The sequence below is a fragment of the Streptomyces sp. NRRL S-1813 genome, from assembly GCF_000719605.1.
In the GTDB taxonomy this organism is placed as follows: Bacteria; Actinomycetota; Actinomycetes; order Streptomycetales; family Streptomycetaceae; genus Streptomyces; species Streptomyces decoyicus.
In genome coordinates this window covers 1-13,433 of sequence record NZ_JOHB01000049.1, presented here as the reverse complement: position 1 = coordinate 13,433, position 13,433 = coordinate 1, and the positions used below count along the sequence as shown (strand labels likewise).

Sequence of the window (13,433 nt, the reverse complement as noted above, 5' to 3'; positions counted from 1 at the left end):
ATGGAGCACCACGAGCAGCCCGAACCCCTGTCCTCGGCCGAACTCACCGCCATGCGCCGCAGTGCGACCGACGGCCGGCTCGCCATGACCCGCCGCTCCCTGTTGCGTGCGGGCGGCGCCATGGCGGCCACGGCCGGCGGTCTGGGCGCCCTGGGGGCCTGCGGCATCCCGCCCGCGGGCCGTACGGACGCCGGCCGTTCCGAGGACCACTCCACGGCGGAGAAGCGGCTCGCGTTCTCCAACTGGACCGAGTACATGGACGTCAGCGAGGACGGCAAGCACCGGCCGACGCTGGACCGCTTCACCCGGCGCACCGGCATCGCCGTCAAATACACCGAGGACATCAACGACAACGACGAGTTCTTCGGCAAGATCCAGGCGCAGCTGGCGGCCGGCCAGGACACCGGACGCGATCTGATCGTGCTCACCGACTGGATGTGCGCACGGATGATCTCCCTCGGCTGGATCCAGCAGCTGGACCCGGCCAATCTGCCGCACGCCTACGCCAACCTCTCGGCGCAGTACCGCGATCCCGCCTGGGACCCGGGCCGGGCGCACTCCTACGTCTGGCAGGGCATCCCGGCCCTCATCGCGTACAACAAGAAGGCCACCGGCGGGAAGAAGGTCGACTCCATCAGCCAGCTGCTGGAGGACCCGCAGCTCAAGGGCCGGGTCGGCTTTCTCTCCGAGATGCGCGACAGCATCGGCCTGACCCTGCTGGACATGGGCAAGCGGCCCGAGGACGTGACCGCGGACGACTACGACGCGGCCATCGCCCGGCTCCAGAAGGGCGTCGACTCCAAGCAGATACGCCGCTTCACCGGCAACGACTACACCAACGACCTGGACAAGGGCGACCTGGCCGCCTGTGTGGCCTGGGCCGGCGACATCGTCCAGCTCCAGAACGACAACCCGGACATCGCCTACGCCATCCCGAAGACCGGCTACATGACGTCCACCGACAACCTCATGGTGCCGAACAAGGCGCGCCACAAGCAGAACGCCGAACGGCTCATCGACTACTTCTACGAGCCGAAGGCGGCGGCCCGGCTCGCGGCCTACATCAACTACGCCTGCCCGGTCGACGGTGTGCGTGAGGAACTCGCCAAGATCGACAAGAAGGCGGCGGACAACCCGCTGATCCTGCCGGACAAGGAGATGGCTGCCCGGTCCCACTCCTTCCGTGCCCTGACCGCCAAGGAGAACAAGGAGTTCGCCCAGAAGTTCTCCGACCTCACCGGCGCCTGATCCACCGCCTCCCGGGCCCGCCCGAGCCGCTTCGCCCTCCGACCCACGGGACGACCGACATGACCCACACCGCGACCCCCCAGAGCAGTGGCGGCGACGTCCGCCTCCAGGGGATAAGCAAAACCTACGGCTCCTTCACCGCCGTCCATCCGCTCGACCTGACCGTCCCCGCGGGCTCCTTCTTCGCGCTGCTGGGCGCCTCGGGCTGCGGCAAGACCACCACCCTGCGCATGATCGCCGGGCTGGAGGAACCCACCACCGGCACCGTCCAGCTGTCCGGCCGGGACGTCACCGCCCTGCCGCCGTACAAGCGCCAGGTCAACACCGTCTTCCAGAACTACGCGCTCTTCCCGCACCTGGACATCTACGAGAACGTCGCCTTCGGGCTGCGCCGCCGCGGCATCAAGTCCGTCAAGAAGCAGGTCGAGGAGATGCTCGACCTCGTCCAGCTCGGGCCGATGGCGCGCCGCAAGCCGCAGCAGCTCTCCGGCGGCCAGCAGCAGCGCGTCGCGGTCGCCCGCGCGCTGATCAACCACCCGCAGGTGCTGCTGCTCGACGAGCCGCTCGGCGCCCTCGACCTCAAGCTGCGCCGCCAGATGCAGCTGGAGCTCAAGCGCATCCAGACCGAGGTCGGCATCACCTTCGTGCATGTCACCCACGACCAGGAGGAGGCCATGACGATGGCCGACACCGTGGCCGTGATGAACGGCGGCCGGGTCGAACAGCTCGGTGCCCCCGCCGACCTCTACGAGAACCCCGCCACCACCTTCGTCGCCAACTTCCTGGGCACCTCCAACCTCATCGAGGCCGAGGTCGTCGAGGCCGGCGGCGAGGAACTGCTCCTCAAGGCCGGTGACGCCAAGCTGCGGCTGCCCGCCGACCGGTGCAGCGCCACGGCCCGCACCGGCGAAAAGGTGCTCGCCGGAGTCCGGCCCGAGAAGGTGACCCTGGCGCACGCCGACGACGCCGGGTCCCTCGCCGAAGGCCGCAACCGGCTGCCCGCGCGGATCAAGCACGCCGGCTTCATCGGGGTCTCCACGCAGTACGTCCTCGAGGCCCCGGGCCTGGGCGAACTCGCCGTCTACGAGCAGAACATCGAGCGCGACGGGCGCCTGGTCCCCGGCGCCGAGGTCGTGCTGCACTGGAGCCCGGCGCACACCTTCGGGCTGGACGCCACCCAGGACATCCAGGCCGGCGCGGACCTCGACGAGGAGGCCGCGTGACCGGCACCGCAACACCCGCGCCACCGGACGAGCCGGCCGGGGCCGCGCCCCTGGAGGTGCGCAGGACCCCCGTCCGCAAGCGCCTCGTGCCCTACTGGCTGCTGCTGCCCGGCCTCCTGTGGCTGGTCGTCTTCTTCGCCGCCCCGCTCGTCTACCAGGCGTCGACCTCGATCCAGACCGGCTCCCTCGAAGAGGGCTTCAAGGTCACCTGGCACTTCGCCACCTACTGGGACGCGCTGGGCGAATACTGGCCGCAGTTCGTCCGCTCGGTGGGCTACGCCGCCGTCGCCACCGCGCTCTGCCTGCTCCTGGGCTACCCGCTGGCCTACCTCATCGCCTTCAAGGCCGGCCGCTGGCGCAACCTCGTGATGATCCTGGTCATCGCCCCGTTCTTCACCAGCTTCCTGATCCGTACGCTGGCCTGGAAGACGATCCTGGCCGACGGCGGACCGGTCGTCGGCATCCTGAACTCGCTGCATGTCCTGGACGTCACCAGCTGGCTGGGCCTCACCGAAGGGCAGCGGGTGCTCGCCACTCCGCTCGCGGTGGTCTGCGGACTGACCTACAACTTCCTGCCGTTCATGGTCCTGCCGCTCTACACCTCGCTGGAGCGCATCGACCCGCGCCTCCACGAGGCCGCCGGTGACCTCTACGCCCGCCCGGCCACCACCTTCCGCCGGGTGACCTTCCCGCTGTCCATGCCCGGTGTCGTCGCCGGCACCCTGCTCACCTTCATCCCGGCCGCCGGTGACTACATCAATGCCGAACTGCTGGGCTCCACCGACCAGAAGATGATCGGCAACGTCATCCAGTCGCAGTTCCTGCGGGTGCTGGACTACCCGACCGCCGCCGCCCTCTCCTTCATCCTCATGGCGGCCATCCTCGCCATGGTCACGATCTACATCCGCAAGTCCGGGACGGAGGATCTGGTCTGATGGCCGTCCACGAGACCACCGACGCCACCGCGGCCCGCACCCCGAACCGGGGCCTGCGCTGGCTGCGCCGCAACATCATCGCGATCGCGGGCCTGTGCACGCTGGGCTATCTGATCCTGCCCAACCTCGTGGTGATGGTCTTCTCCTTCAACAAGCCCAACGGCCGCTTCAACTACCAGTGGCAGCGCTTCTCCACGGACGCCTGGCGCGACCCGTGCGGCGTCGCCGACCTGTGCGGCTCGCTCGGCCTGAGTCTCCAGATCGCGCTCTGGGCCACCATCGGCGCGACCGTCCTCGGCACCATGATCGCGTTCGCGCTGGCCCGCTACCGCTTCCGCGCCCGCGCCGGCGTCAACACCCTGATCTTCCTGCCGATGGCGATGCCCGAGGTCGTCATGGCCGCCTCGCTGGCGACCCTCTTCCTCAACATGGGCATCCAGTTCGGCTTCTGGACGATCCTCATCGCGCACATCATGTTCTGCCTGAGCTTCGTGGTCACCGCCGTCAAGGCGCGGGTGATGAGCATGGACCCGCGGCTGGAGCAGGCCGCTCAGGACCTCTACGCCTCACCCGTCCAGACCTTCCTGCGGGTGACGCTGCCGATCGCCGCCCCCGGCATCGCGGCCGGTGCCCTGCTGTCCTTCGCCCTGTCCTTCGACGACTTCATCATCACCAACTTCAATGCCGGCTCCACCGTGACCTTCCCCATGTTCGTCTGGGGATCGGCGCAGCGGGGCACCCCCGTTCAGATCAATGTCATCGGCACGGCCATGTTCCTGGTCGCCGTGCTGTGTGTAGTGGTGGGCCAGCTGGCCGGGGCCCGCCGTAAGAGGAGCAAGAGGAGCTGAGAACCATGGCACGAGCTGCCATGACCCCGTCCGCCGTGCATGCGCTCGCGGACGCCGAACCCACCCCCTTCTGGCTGACCGACCCGGACCGCCCGGCCGCCCGGCCCGCCCTCGTCGGCGACGAGACCTGCGATCTGCTGGTGGTCGGCGGCGGCTACTCGGGGCTGTGGACCGCGCTGATCGCCAAGGAGCGCGACCCCCAGCGCGATGTCGTCCTGATCGAAGGCGCCGAGATCGGCTGGGCGGCCTCCGGCCGCAACGGCGGCTTCTGCGCCTCCTCCCTCACCCACGGCCTCGGAAACGGCCTGGCCCGCTGGCCGGACGAACTGGCCACCCTCGAAGAGCTCGGCATCCGCAACCTCGACGCCATCGAGGAGGCCGTCGCCCGCTACGACATCGACTGCGCCTTCGAGCGCACCGGTGAGATCGACATCGCCACCGAGCCCCACCAGATCGCCGAGCTCAAGGAGTTCGCCGAGGACGCCGCCGGGCTCGGCCTCGACCGGCACACCTTCCTCGACCAGGACGAACTGCGCGCGCAGGTCGACTCGCCGACCTTCCGCGCCGGTCTGTGGGACCGCGACGGCGTCGCCATGCTCAACCCGGCCCGCCTCGCCTGGGGCCTGAAGCGGGCCTGCCTCGGCCTCGGCGTCCGCATCTACGAGCGCACCCGGGCCACCGACCTCGCCTCCGAAGGCCTGGGCATGGCCGTCCGCACGCCCTACGGCCGGGTCTTCGCCCGCCATGTCGCGCTCGGCACCAACGCCTTCCCGTCGCTGGTCAAGCGGGTACGCCCATACATCGTCCCGGTCTACGACCATGCCCTGATGACGGAGCCGCTCTCCGACGCACAGCTCGCCGCCATCGGCTGGAAGAACCGCCAGGGCCTCTCGGACTCCAACAACCACTTCCACTACTTCCGCATCACCGCCGACAACCGCATCCTGTGGGGCGGCTACGACATCGTCTACCGCTACGGCGGCGGTATCCGTGCCGAGTTCGACCACCACCCGGCCACGTACGAGAAGCTTGCCCGGCACTTCTTCCGCTGCTTCCCGCAGCTGGAGGGACTGCGCTTCACCCACACCTGGGGCGGCGCCATCGACACCTGCTCCCGCTTCTCGGCGTTCTTCGGCAGCGCGCACGCAGGACGGGTCGCCTATGCCGCCGGCTACACCGGCCTCGGCGTGGGCGCCACCCGCTTCGGCGCCGAAGTGATGCTCGATCTGCTCGCCGGTGAACGCACCGCGCGCACGGAGCTGGAGATGGTCCGCAGCAAGCCGCTGCCGTTCCCGCCGGAACCGCTGCGGTGGGCCGGCATCGGAATCACCCAGTGGTCGATGACCCGGGCCGACACCCACGGCGGACGCCGCAATCTGTGGCTCAAGGCCATGGACAAGGTGGGCCTGGGCTTCGACAGCTGACGCTCAACGGGGGGCGGGCGAACGGAAGTTGCCCGCCCCCTTGTGCGCCAGTGCGGGAGGGCGGAAGTTGCCCGCCCCCTTGTGCGCCAGTGCGGGCGGATGGATGTTGTCCGCCGCACGGAAGTTGCCTGCCGTCTCGTGCCCCAGTGCGGCCCGAGAAGGCCAGGTTCAGTTCCTGCCCGGTCCAGCCGCGTCGCCCGCCTCCTGGCGCACCGCCCGGTCCTCGCCCCCGGCCCAGCGGTCGCACACCGCACACCACACCGCGAGCAGCACCCCGGCCAGACACCAGCTGCCGACGACGTCCAGCGGCCAGTGATACCCCCGGCGCACCAGGCCGATGCCGACGCCTGCGTTGAGCAGGGCGACGGCGAGAGGGAGTGCGACCGCGGCCGCCGGGGCGCCCCAACGGGCGTCCACGTCGTTGCTGTTGTCATTGCCGATCCGCAGCCGCAGCAGCAGTCGCATCTGCGCCCGCATCCTGCCGCGGGTCAGCAACAGTGCGGCCACGCCGTACGCCACGGCCGCCGTGGCCCCGTGGCCGGACGGATAGAAGCCGTCGTGCGCACCGCCGGCCATCTGCGGCGGACCCGGCCGGGCCAGCCACAGCTTGAGCGGGACGACCAGTGCGGGCACCGCGGCCAGTGCGAGGCCGGCGGCGAGCGGCGGCAGCCACCAGCGCACCGGAGCCGGGCCACCGGCGGCGTCCGCGCCGCCCTGCTCCCCTTCACGCTCTCTGTGCCACCGCTGCGATCTCTGCCGTCCCCGCCACCCCGTCCACACCATGACCACCAACAGCACCGGCAGCGCCACGACCGTATTGCCGAGGTCGGCAAAGAACTCGGCGAGCCCGGAGGGGATGTCCCCGGCAGCGGCGAGGGTGCGCCCCAGCCGTTCGTCGAGGGTGCGCAGTGGGCCGTGGCCGGCCACCTGCCAGGTGAGCGCGGCGAAGAGCAACGCGCTCAGCAGCGCGGCGGCCAAGGGCGGGAAACGAAGAGAGCCGCGGCCCGACGGGCCTGCGGAGTTCGGGAAAAAGGTCGGCCGCCTCGGAACAGGGGGGGTGGTTCCGAGGCGGCCGCGCTGACCGGTGTTCCGCGCGCCCCGGGGGGTATGGGGCGGGCGGACATCCGATCGGTGAGGATTCCCGGGGCCCCGAGGGGTCCCGGTGTTGTGCGCGAGGGCACGGCCTGATCGGAGCCGGGGAAGCGCCGACCGGGCGTCGCCCGCAGTCCCCTGCGAGCGGGGTGTTTCTCTCATCTGCGGAAACCGTACGGCACAGCGAGCGCACCCGACAGTCGCATTACCCGGCCGCCATGGGCCCCGCACATCTTCTTCACGCCATGCCTCCAGTTACGCGTGTCCGCACGGAAATGAGCACAGAAATAGGTACAGAGCGGGTACGCACACGGGCGCGAACAGGGGCACGTCCCCGGGCACGAGCAGGGGGACATCCCCGGGCGCGAGCAGAGGGCATCCCCGGGCGGGAACAGGGCGGCGTCGTCCCCACCCGGGGGGCAGGACTCCCTCCCTGCCCCCGGAGGGCCCCCTCCCTGCCCCCGCCAACGGGCACGGCCCGGGACACGGCATGAGCCGTGTCCCGGGCCGTGCCGGGGTTCTCCGCGGAGCGCCGTGCGCGCCGCGCTGCTCAGAGCGCGGCGAAGGCGCCTTCGAGGATGTCCAGACCCTCGTTGAGCAGGTCCTCGCCGATGACCAGCGGGGGCAGGAAGCGCAGCACATTGCCGTACGTGCCGGTCGTCAGGACCAGCAGGCCCTCCTGGTGGCAGGCCTTGGCGAGGGCGCCGGTGGCCTCCGGGTCGGGGTCCTTGGAGCCGGACTTGACCAGCTCGATCGCGATCATCGCGCCGCGGCCGCGGACCTCGCCGATGATGTCGTACTTCTCCGCGATCGCGTGCAGACGGGCCTTCATGACCTCGCCGATCCGGCGGGCCTTGGCGTTCAGGTCCTGCTCGCGCATGGTCTCGATCGAGCCCAGCGCCGCGGCGCAGGCCACCGGGTTACCGCCGTAGGTGCCGCCCAGGCCGCCCGCGTGCGCGGCGTCCATGATCTCGGCGCGGCCGGTGACGGCGGCCAGCGGCAGACCGCCGGCGATGCCCTTCGCGGTCGTGATCAGGTCCGGCACGATGCCCTCGTCGTCACACGCGAACCACTGGCCCGTGCGGCAGAAGCCGGACTGGATCTCGTCGGCGACGAAGACGATCCCGTTCTCCTTGGCGAAGTTCGCGATCGCCGGGAGGAAGCCCTTGGCCGGCTCGATGAAGCCACCCTCACCGAGCACCGGCTCGATGATGATCGCCGCGACGTTCTCTGCGCCGATCTGCTTGGTGATCTGCGAGATGGCCTGGTCCGCGGCCTCCTGCGCACAGTTCTCCGGGCCGGTCAGCCAGCGGTAGGGGTAGGCCACCGGGACGCGGTAGACCTCGGGCGCGAACGGTCCGAAGCCCTGCTTGTACGGCATGTTCTTGGAGGTGAGCGCCATCGTCAGGTTCGTGCGGCCGTGGTAGCCGTGGTCGAAGACGACGACCGCCTGGCGCTTGGTGTGCACACGGGCGATCTTGACGGCGTTCTCGACCGCCTCCGCGCCGGAGTTGAACAGCGCCGACTTCTTCGCGTGGTCGCCCGGCGTCAGCTCGGCCAGCTGCTCACAGACCTCGATGTACGGCTCGTACGGCGCCACCATGGCACAGGTGTGGGTGAAGGCCTGGAGCTGCGCGGTGGCCCGGCGGACGACCGCCTCCGCGCTGTTGCCGACCGAGGTCACCGCGATGCCGGAGCCGAAGTCGATCAGGGAGTTCCCGTCCACGTCCTCCAGGACGCCGCCGCCCGCGCGCTTGACGAAGACGGGCAGCACGGCGCCGACGCCACCGGCCACCGTGGCCTGCTTACGCGCCCACAGCTCCTGCGACTTCGGGCCGGGAATCGCGGTGACGACGCGACGCTCCTGGGGGAGGGACGGGCCTCCGGACAGTTCGGTCATGGCAGTCTCCTGGGGGTGGAACGGGGGGACGTACAAAGCTGTTGTTCTCGCAGGCTAGGGGCGGCCGGGCAGGTCTGGCATGTTCCGTTCGGGAGAAGTGCGCGTGTTGCCTTGTCCGCACCGGACATAGCGGCGGTCCGCGGCCAGTAGATTGAGCGACGGCGTGCCCGGCAGCGGCGGACACCAGCGCGGGCATGACAATGACACCGCGGCCGTACGACGCGGCCGCCGGCGTCACGACGCAGCAGGCCACGGCTCAAGGGGGACAAGGGGCACCGGATGGACACCGAGGGCACGCACGACGCACAGCACACCGCTCCCCAGCCGTCGGACGGAGCGCACCGACCCGAACCCGCGGTGCCACGCCCCGCGGTACCGCCCACCCCGCCGGCCACCGCGCCGCGCACCCCGCCACCGCCCGCCGCCCCACCGACCGTGCCGGCCCCGTCCGCCATCCCTCCGGGCGCTGCGCCCGTTGGCTCCGCGGCTCCGGAACCGCCGCTGCTGAGCTGGCTGCGCACCCCGCGCCCGGCGTCCGCGCCCGGCATCTGGACCCTCGGCCACCGGCCCCGGCCCGCGCAGGAGCCCGACCGGGTCCCCGGCCGGCAGTTGATCAGCGGAGCGGTGATCTCGTTCCTGTGCGGGTGGCTGTTGTGGTCGTTGCTGTGGAACGGGTATCTCGGCCCGTATTGGTTCTGGCCCGTGGACCTTCTGGTCCCCGACGCATGGCCGGCCGCGAGAACGCCCGGTGACAGGACGGCCTACCTCGTGGTCTCGAATGCCTACTACGGGCTGTGGATCATCGGCGTCATCGTCGTCTTCGGACGTATCGGCCGCTGGAGCGAGGTGGCTCGCCGGTACGTACTGCCTGTCATCCGCCTCCGCCGCCACACACCCGCCTCCCAGCCCCAGCCCGCCGCGGACCGGGCGCAGTGGCCCGACCTGCGGGCGCACGGCGCGACGGACGCCGCCGACAAGCTCGCAGCCGAGGCCCGGACCGGCCGGATGAACGATGTCGATGTGGCCAGGATCGAGCGTGCCTGGCGCTCGGTGCGGTCCGGCAAGAACTCCCTGGTCTCCTTCACCGACACCGTGCTCCGGCACGGCGCGGCGGCCTGTGCACACCCGTCGGGGAGGCGTGACCTGCCCCGCCGGACCGCCCACCACGATCTGCTCGCCCACCAGGTCCGTATCGGCACCACCGCGGACGACCTCCGCAACCCGTATCAGCACCGCGGCGCCGGATGTGCCCTGGATCCGGGGGTGTTGGGCACCTCACTGCTGGCCGTGGGGCCGGCCGGGAGCGGCAAGACCACCCGGGTCGTCAAGCCGGTGGTGGAGTCGATGTGTCTCCAGGCGCTGGCCGGGCAGTCCGCGGTGATCGTCGTCGGCCCGGCCGGGTCCGACCTCGGGCCTGATGAGGCGTTCGACGTGGTGGTCAGGGTCGGCCGCCCGGATCCGGACTGCGACCTCGACCTGTACGGCGGCACCACGGACCCCGACGAGGCGGCCGGCATCCTGGCGGAGGCCCTGGTCGGTGATCTCGCCGAGCAGCTGCCCGGCGGCGACAGCCGCCGTGCCGCGACCGCACTGGCCCAACTGCTCGGCCCCTTCCGAGCCGCCCACGACCGCTTCCCCACCGTTCCTGAGCTGCGCGAACTGCTGGACGGCGCGCCCCAGGCGATGTCCGCCCTGCGCACTGCCCTTCAGGACGGCGGTGACCACACCCTGCTGCGCGAACTGGACGCCCGGGTACGTCAGTCGGAGCGCCCCGGTGACCTCGGAGTGCTCCTCGCCGACCGCATCGCCCTCCTGGACCGGCCCGCCTTCGCCGCCTTCTTCGACCCCACGGGAAGCACCCGCCAGGTCTCCCTGCGTGCCCTCGACCATCCGCTGCGGGTCCGTATCGAATTGCCCGAGCGCGGCCACGCGGAAGCGTCACGGATCCTCGCCCGGCTGGTTCTGGCGCAGTTCACCGAGTGTGCGGTGGCCCGCGGCGACCGCTCGCTGTTCGCCTGCCTGGTGCTCGACGAGGCCGCACACACGATCACGGCCGAGGCGCTGCGCGGTATGCAGCGGCTGCGCTCGGCGAACGCCGGCGCCGTGCTGACGCTGCGCTCCTTGGACGACATCCCCGACGCGCTCCGCGGCACGCTGCTCGGCACCGTCGGCTGCCGGATGGCATTCGCGGGCGTGACGACGTGGGACGGCGCCCGCTTCGCCGAGGTGTGGGGCAAGGAATGGGTGGAGACCCGCGATGTCACGGACCGTCAAATCATCGCGGAGGGCGCCGCGATGAAGGCGTTCCACCTCTTCCGTCACCTGGTCACCGGCAAGGCGGCCACCGCGAAGGCCGTCACCGTCCGCACCGTGGAACGGGAACGCTGGTCCGCCTCCGATCTCGCCAACTCCGTCCCGCCCGGTCACGCCGTCCTCTCCGTGACCTCGGTGGCCGGGGAGCATGCGCCGCCGGTGCTGGTGGACCTGCGGTCCTGAGGACGCGGTAGAGCGGCGGCCGAGGGCATCGGGAGTGTCGGGGGTGCCAGGAGCATTGCCTACGCCTGGGGCGCTCTCGGGTGCTCCGGGGCGGGGGTGTGCTGCGTGGCCGCCGCGGATTTGTCCGGTCCGGCGCTCCCCGGGATTCTTCCGCTGAGGCAGAATCGACACTGGCCGTTCATACGAGGCGGCGCAAACAATCGGTCGTGACCTGTCGTCGATCGGGCCTCGACGATCGTCGATCGGTCGTCGATCAGTCGCCGATCAGTCATTGACCGGTCAGCGATTGATCGGGATCGGCGGTCGGTCAGTGATCGGTCAGTGATCGGTCAGTGGTCTGTTGTCGATCGGTCGCCCCGTCCCTCGCAGTCGTCGACGTCATGAAGGTTCCATGCCGCACACCCTCGCTTCCCTGGTCAACCACACCACGCTCAAGCTGACCGTGCTCGCGGGCGAGGAGCGGCTGGACGTTCCGGTGCGCTGGGCGCACGCCAGTGAGCTGATCGATCCGGTGCCGTACATGGAGGGCGGGGAGCTGCTGCTGATCACCGCGCTCAAGCTGGACGCGGAGGACGCGGAGGCGACGCGCAGGTATGTGCGGCGGGTCGCGGAGGCCGGGGTCGTCGGGCTGGGCTTCGCGGTCGGGGTCAATTACGAGGGCGTTCCGGACGCGCTGGTCGAGGCGGCCAGGGAGCAGGAGCTGCCGCTGCTCGGAGTGCCCCGCAGGACGCCGTTCATCGCGATCAGCAAGGCGGTCTCCGCCGCCGTCGCCGCCGACCAGTACCGCGCGGTGACCGCGGGGTTCGAGGCGCAGCGGGAGCTGACCCGGGCGGCGCTCAGCGCCGAGGGGCCGGCCGAGCTGCTGGCCCGGCTCGCGGCGCATCTGGACGGCTGGGCCGCGCTCTACGACGCGTCCGGCGCGGTGGTGGCCGCCGCTCCCGACTGGGCGGCCCGCCGCGCGGCCCGGCTCACCGACGACGTCGGGCGGCTGCGCGAACGGCCCGCGCCCGCCAGCTCGGTCGTCAGCGACACGGACGGCGACGACCGGGTCGAGCTTCAGTCGCTGGGCACCGGACGCCGGGCCCGCGGGGTGCTCGCGGTCGGTACCGGGGCGCCGCTCGGCACGGCCGAGCGCTATGCCGTGCACTCCGCGGTCGCGCTGCTCACCCTCACCACCGAGCGGTCCCGGGCACTTCAGGACGCGGAGCAGCGGCTGGGCGCGGCGGTGCTGAAGATGCTGCTCGCCGGGGAGCCCGACCATGCCAGGGCGGTGGCGGGCCGGCTATACGGCGGGCTGCTGGACGCGCCGTTCCGGGTGGTGGTCGCGGAGCCGGTGGCCGGCGAGGAGCAGGGATCCACGGTGTCCGCGGGCGCCGGGGCCACGGGGGGCCTCGACGGGCTTGCCGACGCGATGGACTCGGCGGCCGCGCGGACCGGTGAGGCGGTGCTCGCCGTGCCGGACGGCGACCGGCTGATCGTGCTGGTCGCGGACGGCGGGGCGGCCGCGGACGCCTGTGCCGCGTACGCCGCTGAGGCCGAGGCCCGGGCCGGAGCGCAGCCTCGTGCGCGCGGCCGGGCGGGGCGGGCGGAGGCGGGCCACGGCGAGGGGGTGGCCGTCGGACTCTCGGCGCCGACCGGGCCGACCGCCGCCGCGAACGCCTACCGCCAGGCCGAACAGGCGCTGTCGGTGGCCCGCCGGCGCGGCCGTGCGCTGGTCGAGCACGAGGATGTGGCGGCCGGGTCCGTGCTGCCGCTGCTCGCCGACGACGCCGTCCGTGCCTTCGCGGACGGGCTGCTGCGGGCGCTGCGCGAGCACGATGCGAAGGGCCGCGGAGATCTGGTGGCCTCGCTGCGGGCCTGGCTCGCCCGGCACGGCCAGTGGGACGCGGCCGCCGCCGACCTGGGCGTACACCGCCACACCCTGCGCTACCGGATGCGGCGGGTGGAGGAGATCCTGGGCCGCTCGCTGGACGATGCGGATGTCCGGATGGAGCTGTGGCTGGCGCTCAAGGCGACGTCGGGGGCCCCGGGGGAGTAGACGGGAGCCGCTGCCCACGGAGGCGGCCCCAGGGCCGGGCTGACGGCGACCAGGGTCGGGCTGACCACGCCCTCGGGCGCCTTGACCACGCCCTCGGGCGCCTTGACCGCACCCCCGGGCCCCCTGACCGCACCCCCGGGCCGCCTTTGACCTCGCCCTCGGCCCACCCTGCCCCCGAGCCAGGCCGCCCCCACCCCGGCCCAAGCCCCGCCCATCCTCACGCCCCGCC

Annotated in this window: 9 protein-coding genes; 7 read left to right on the top strand and 2 right to left on the bottom strand. The window is 71.7% G+C overall.

The window, feature by feature from the left end; translation table 11 throughout:
* From IF67_RS0136280 to IF67_RS0136260, 5 genes are read left to right on the top strand one after another with little or no spacing between them, the layout of a single operon-like run.
* Entirely contained in the window at nucleotides 1-1,248 is a 1,248-nt protein-coding gene (locus IF67_RS0136280) for a polyamine ABC transporter substrate-binding protein (protein ID WP_030992991.1), read from the top strand.
* A 59-nt stretch (nucleotides 1,249-1,307) separates the two neighbouring features.
* A complete protein-coding gene (locus IF67_RS0136275; protein ID WP_030992989.1) occupies nucleotides 1,308-2,471 on the top strand; it encodes an ABC transporter ATP-binding protein in 1,164 nt (387 codons plus the stop codon).
* The gene (locus tag IF67_RS0136270; RefSeq protein ID WP_030992987.1) at nucleotides 2,468-3,406 is read left to right on the top strand and encodes an ABC transporter permease; all 939 of its coding nucleotides are present in this window, start codon (nucleotides 2,468-2,470) and stop codon (nucleotides 3,404-3,406) included. Before IF67_RS0136275 ends, IF67_RS0136270 begins: the two co-directional genes overlap by 4 nt.
* Nucleotides 3,406-4,254, top strand: a complete 849-nt coding sequence (locus IF67_RS0136265; RefSeq protein WP_030992985.1) for an ABC transporter permease — start codon at nucleotides 3,406-3,408, stop codon at nucleotides 4,252-4,254. The genes IF67_RS0136270 and IF67_RS0136265 overlap by 1 nt, the downstream gene beginning before the upstream one ends.
* 5 nt (nucleotides 4,255-4,259) lie before the next feature.
* Nucleotides 4,260-5,678 carry an FAD-dependent oxidoreductase gene (locus tag IF67_RS0136260; protein WP_030992984.1) on the top strand — a complete coding sequence of 473 codons (1,419 nt, stop codon included), beginning with the start codon at nucleotides 4,260-4,262 and terminating at the stop codon, nucleotides 5,676-5,678.
* Nucleotides 5,679-5,846: 168 nt separating this feature from the next.
* Here IF67_RS0136260 and IF67_RS39875 read toward each other — a convergent pair whose 3' ends face one another.
* Nucleotides 5,847-6,656: a phosphatase PAP2 family protein gene (locus IF67_RS39875; RefSeq protein WP_324608905.1), complete on the bottom strand. Its 810-nt coding sequence runs from the start codon at nucleotides 6,654-6,656 to the stop codon at nucleotides 5,847-5,849.
* Nucleotides 6,657-7,320: 664 nt separating this feature from the next.
* Nucleotides 7,321-8,670 carry a 4-aminobutyrate--2-oxoglutarate transaminase gene (gene gabT / locus IF67_RS0136250; RefSeq protein WP_030992981.1) on the bottom strand — a complete coding sequence of 450 codons (1,350 nt, stop codon included), beginning with the start codon at nucleotides 8,668-8,670 and terminating at the stop codon, nucleotides 7,321-7,323.
* A gap of 279 nt (nucleotides 8,671-8,949) precedes the next feature.
* On the opposite strand from gabT, the gene IF67_RS0136245 reads away from it, so the two are divergent.
* Both IF67_RS0136245 and IF67_RS0136240 read left to right on the top strand, forming a co-directional pair.
* Nucleotides 8,950-11,166: an ATP-binding protein gene (locus IF67_RS0136245; RefSeq protein ID WP_030992979.1), complete on the top strand. Its 2,217-nt coding sequence runs from the start codon at nucleotides 8,950-8,952 to the stop codon at nucleotides 11,164-11,166.
* Nucleotides 11,167-11,557: 391 nt separating this feature from the next.
* Complete coding sequence (locus IF67_RS0136240) at nucleotides 11,558-13,204, top strand: PucR family transcriptional regulator (protein WP_030992978.1); 1,647 nt, start codon at nucleotides 11,558-11,560, stop codon at nucleotides 13,202-13,204.
* Nucleotides 13,205-13,433 lie beyond the last annotated feature (229 nt).

What these genes read in the sequence shown, in the direction of transcription:
- IF67_RS0136245 (WP_030992979.1), top strand. Translation starts at nt 8,950, where the DNA reads ATGGACACCGAGGGCACGCACGACGCACAGCACACCGCTCCCCAGCCG.
- IF67_RS0136275 (WP_030992989.1), top strand. Translation starts at nt 1,308, where the DNA reads ATGACCCACACCGCGACCCCCCAGAGCAGTGGCGGCGACGTCCGCCTC.
- IF67_RS0136240 (WP_030992978.1), top strand. Translation starts at nt 11,558, where the DNA reads ATGCCGCACACCCTCGCTTCCCTGGTCAACCACACCACGCTCAAGCTG.
- IF67_RS0136260 (WP_030992984.1), top strand. Translation starts at nt 4,260, where the DNA reads ATGGCACGAGCTGCCATGACCCCGTCCGCCGTGCATGCGCTCGCGGAC.
- gabT (WP_030992981.1), bottom strand. Translation starts at nt 8,670, where the DNA reads ATGACCGAACTGTCCGGAGGCCCGTCCCTCCCCCAGGAGCGTCGCGTC.
- IF67_RS0136280 (WP_030992991.1), top strand. Translation starts at nt 1, where the DNA reads ATGGAGCACCACGAGCAGCCCGAACCCCTGTCCTCGGCCGAACTCACC.
- IF67_RS0136265 (WP_030992985.1), top strand. Translation starts at nt 3,406, where the DNA reads ATGGCCGTCCACGAGACCACCGACGCCACCGCGGCCCGCACCCCGAAC.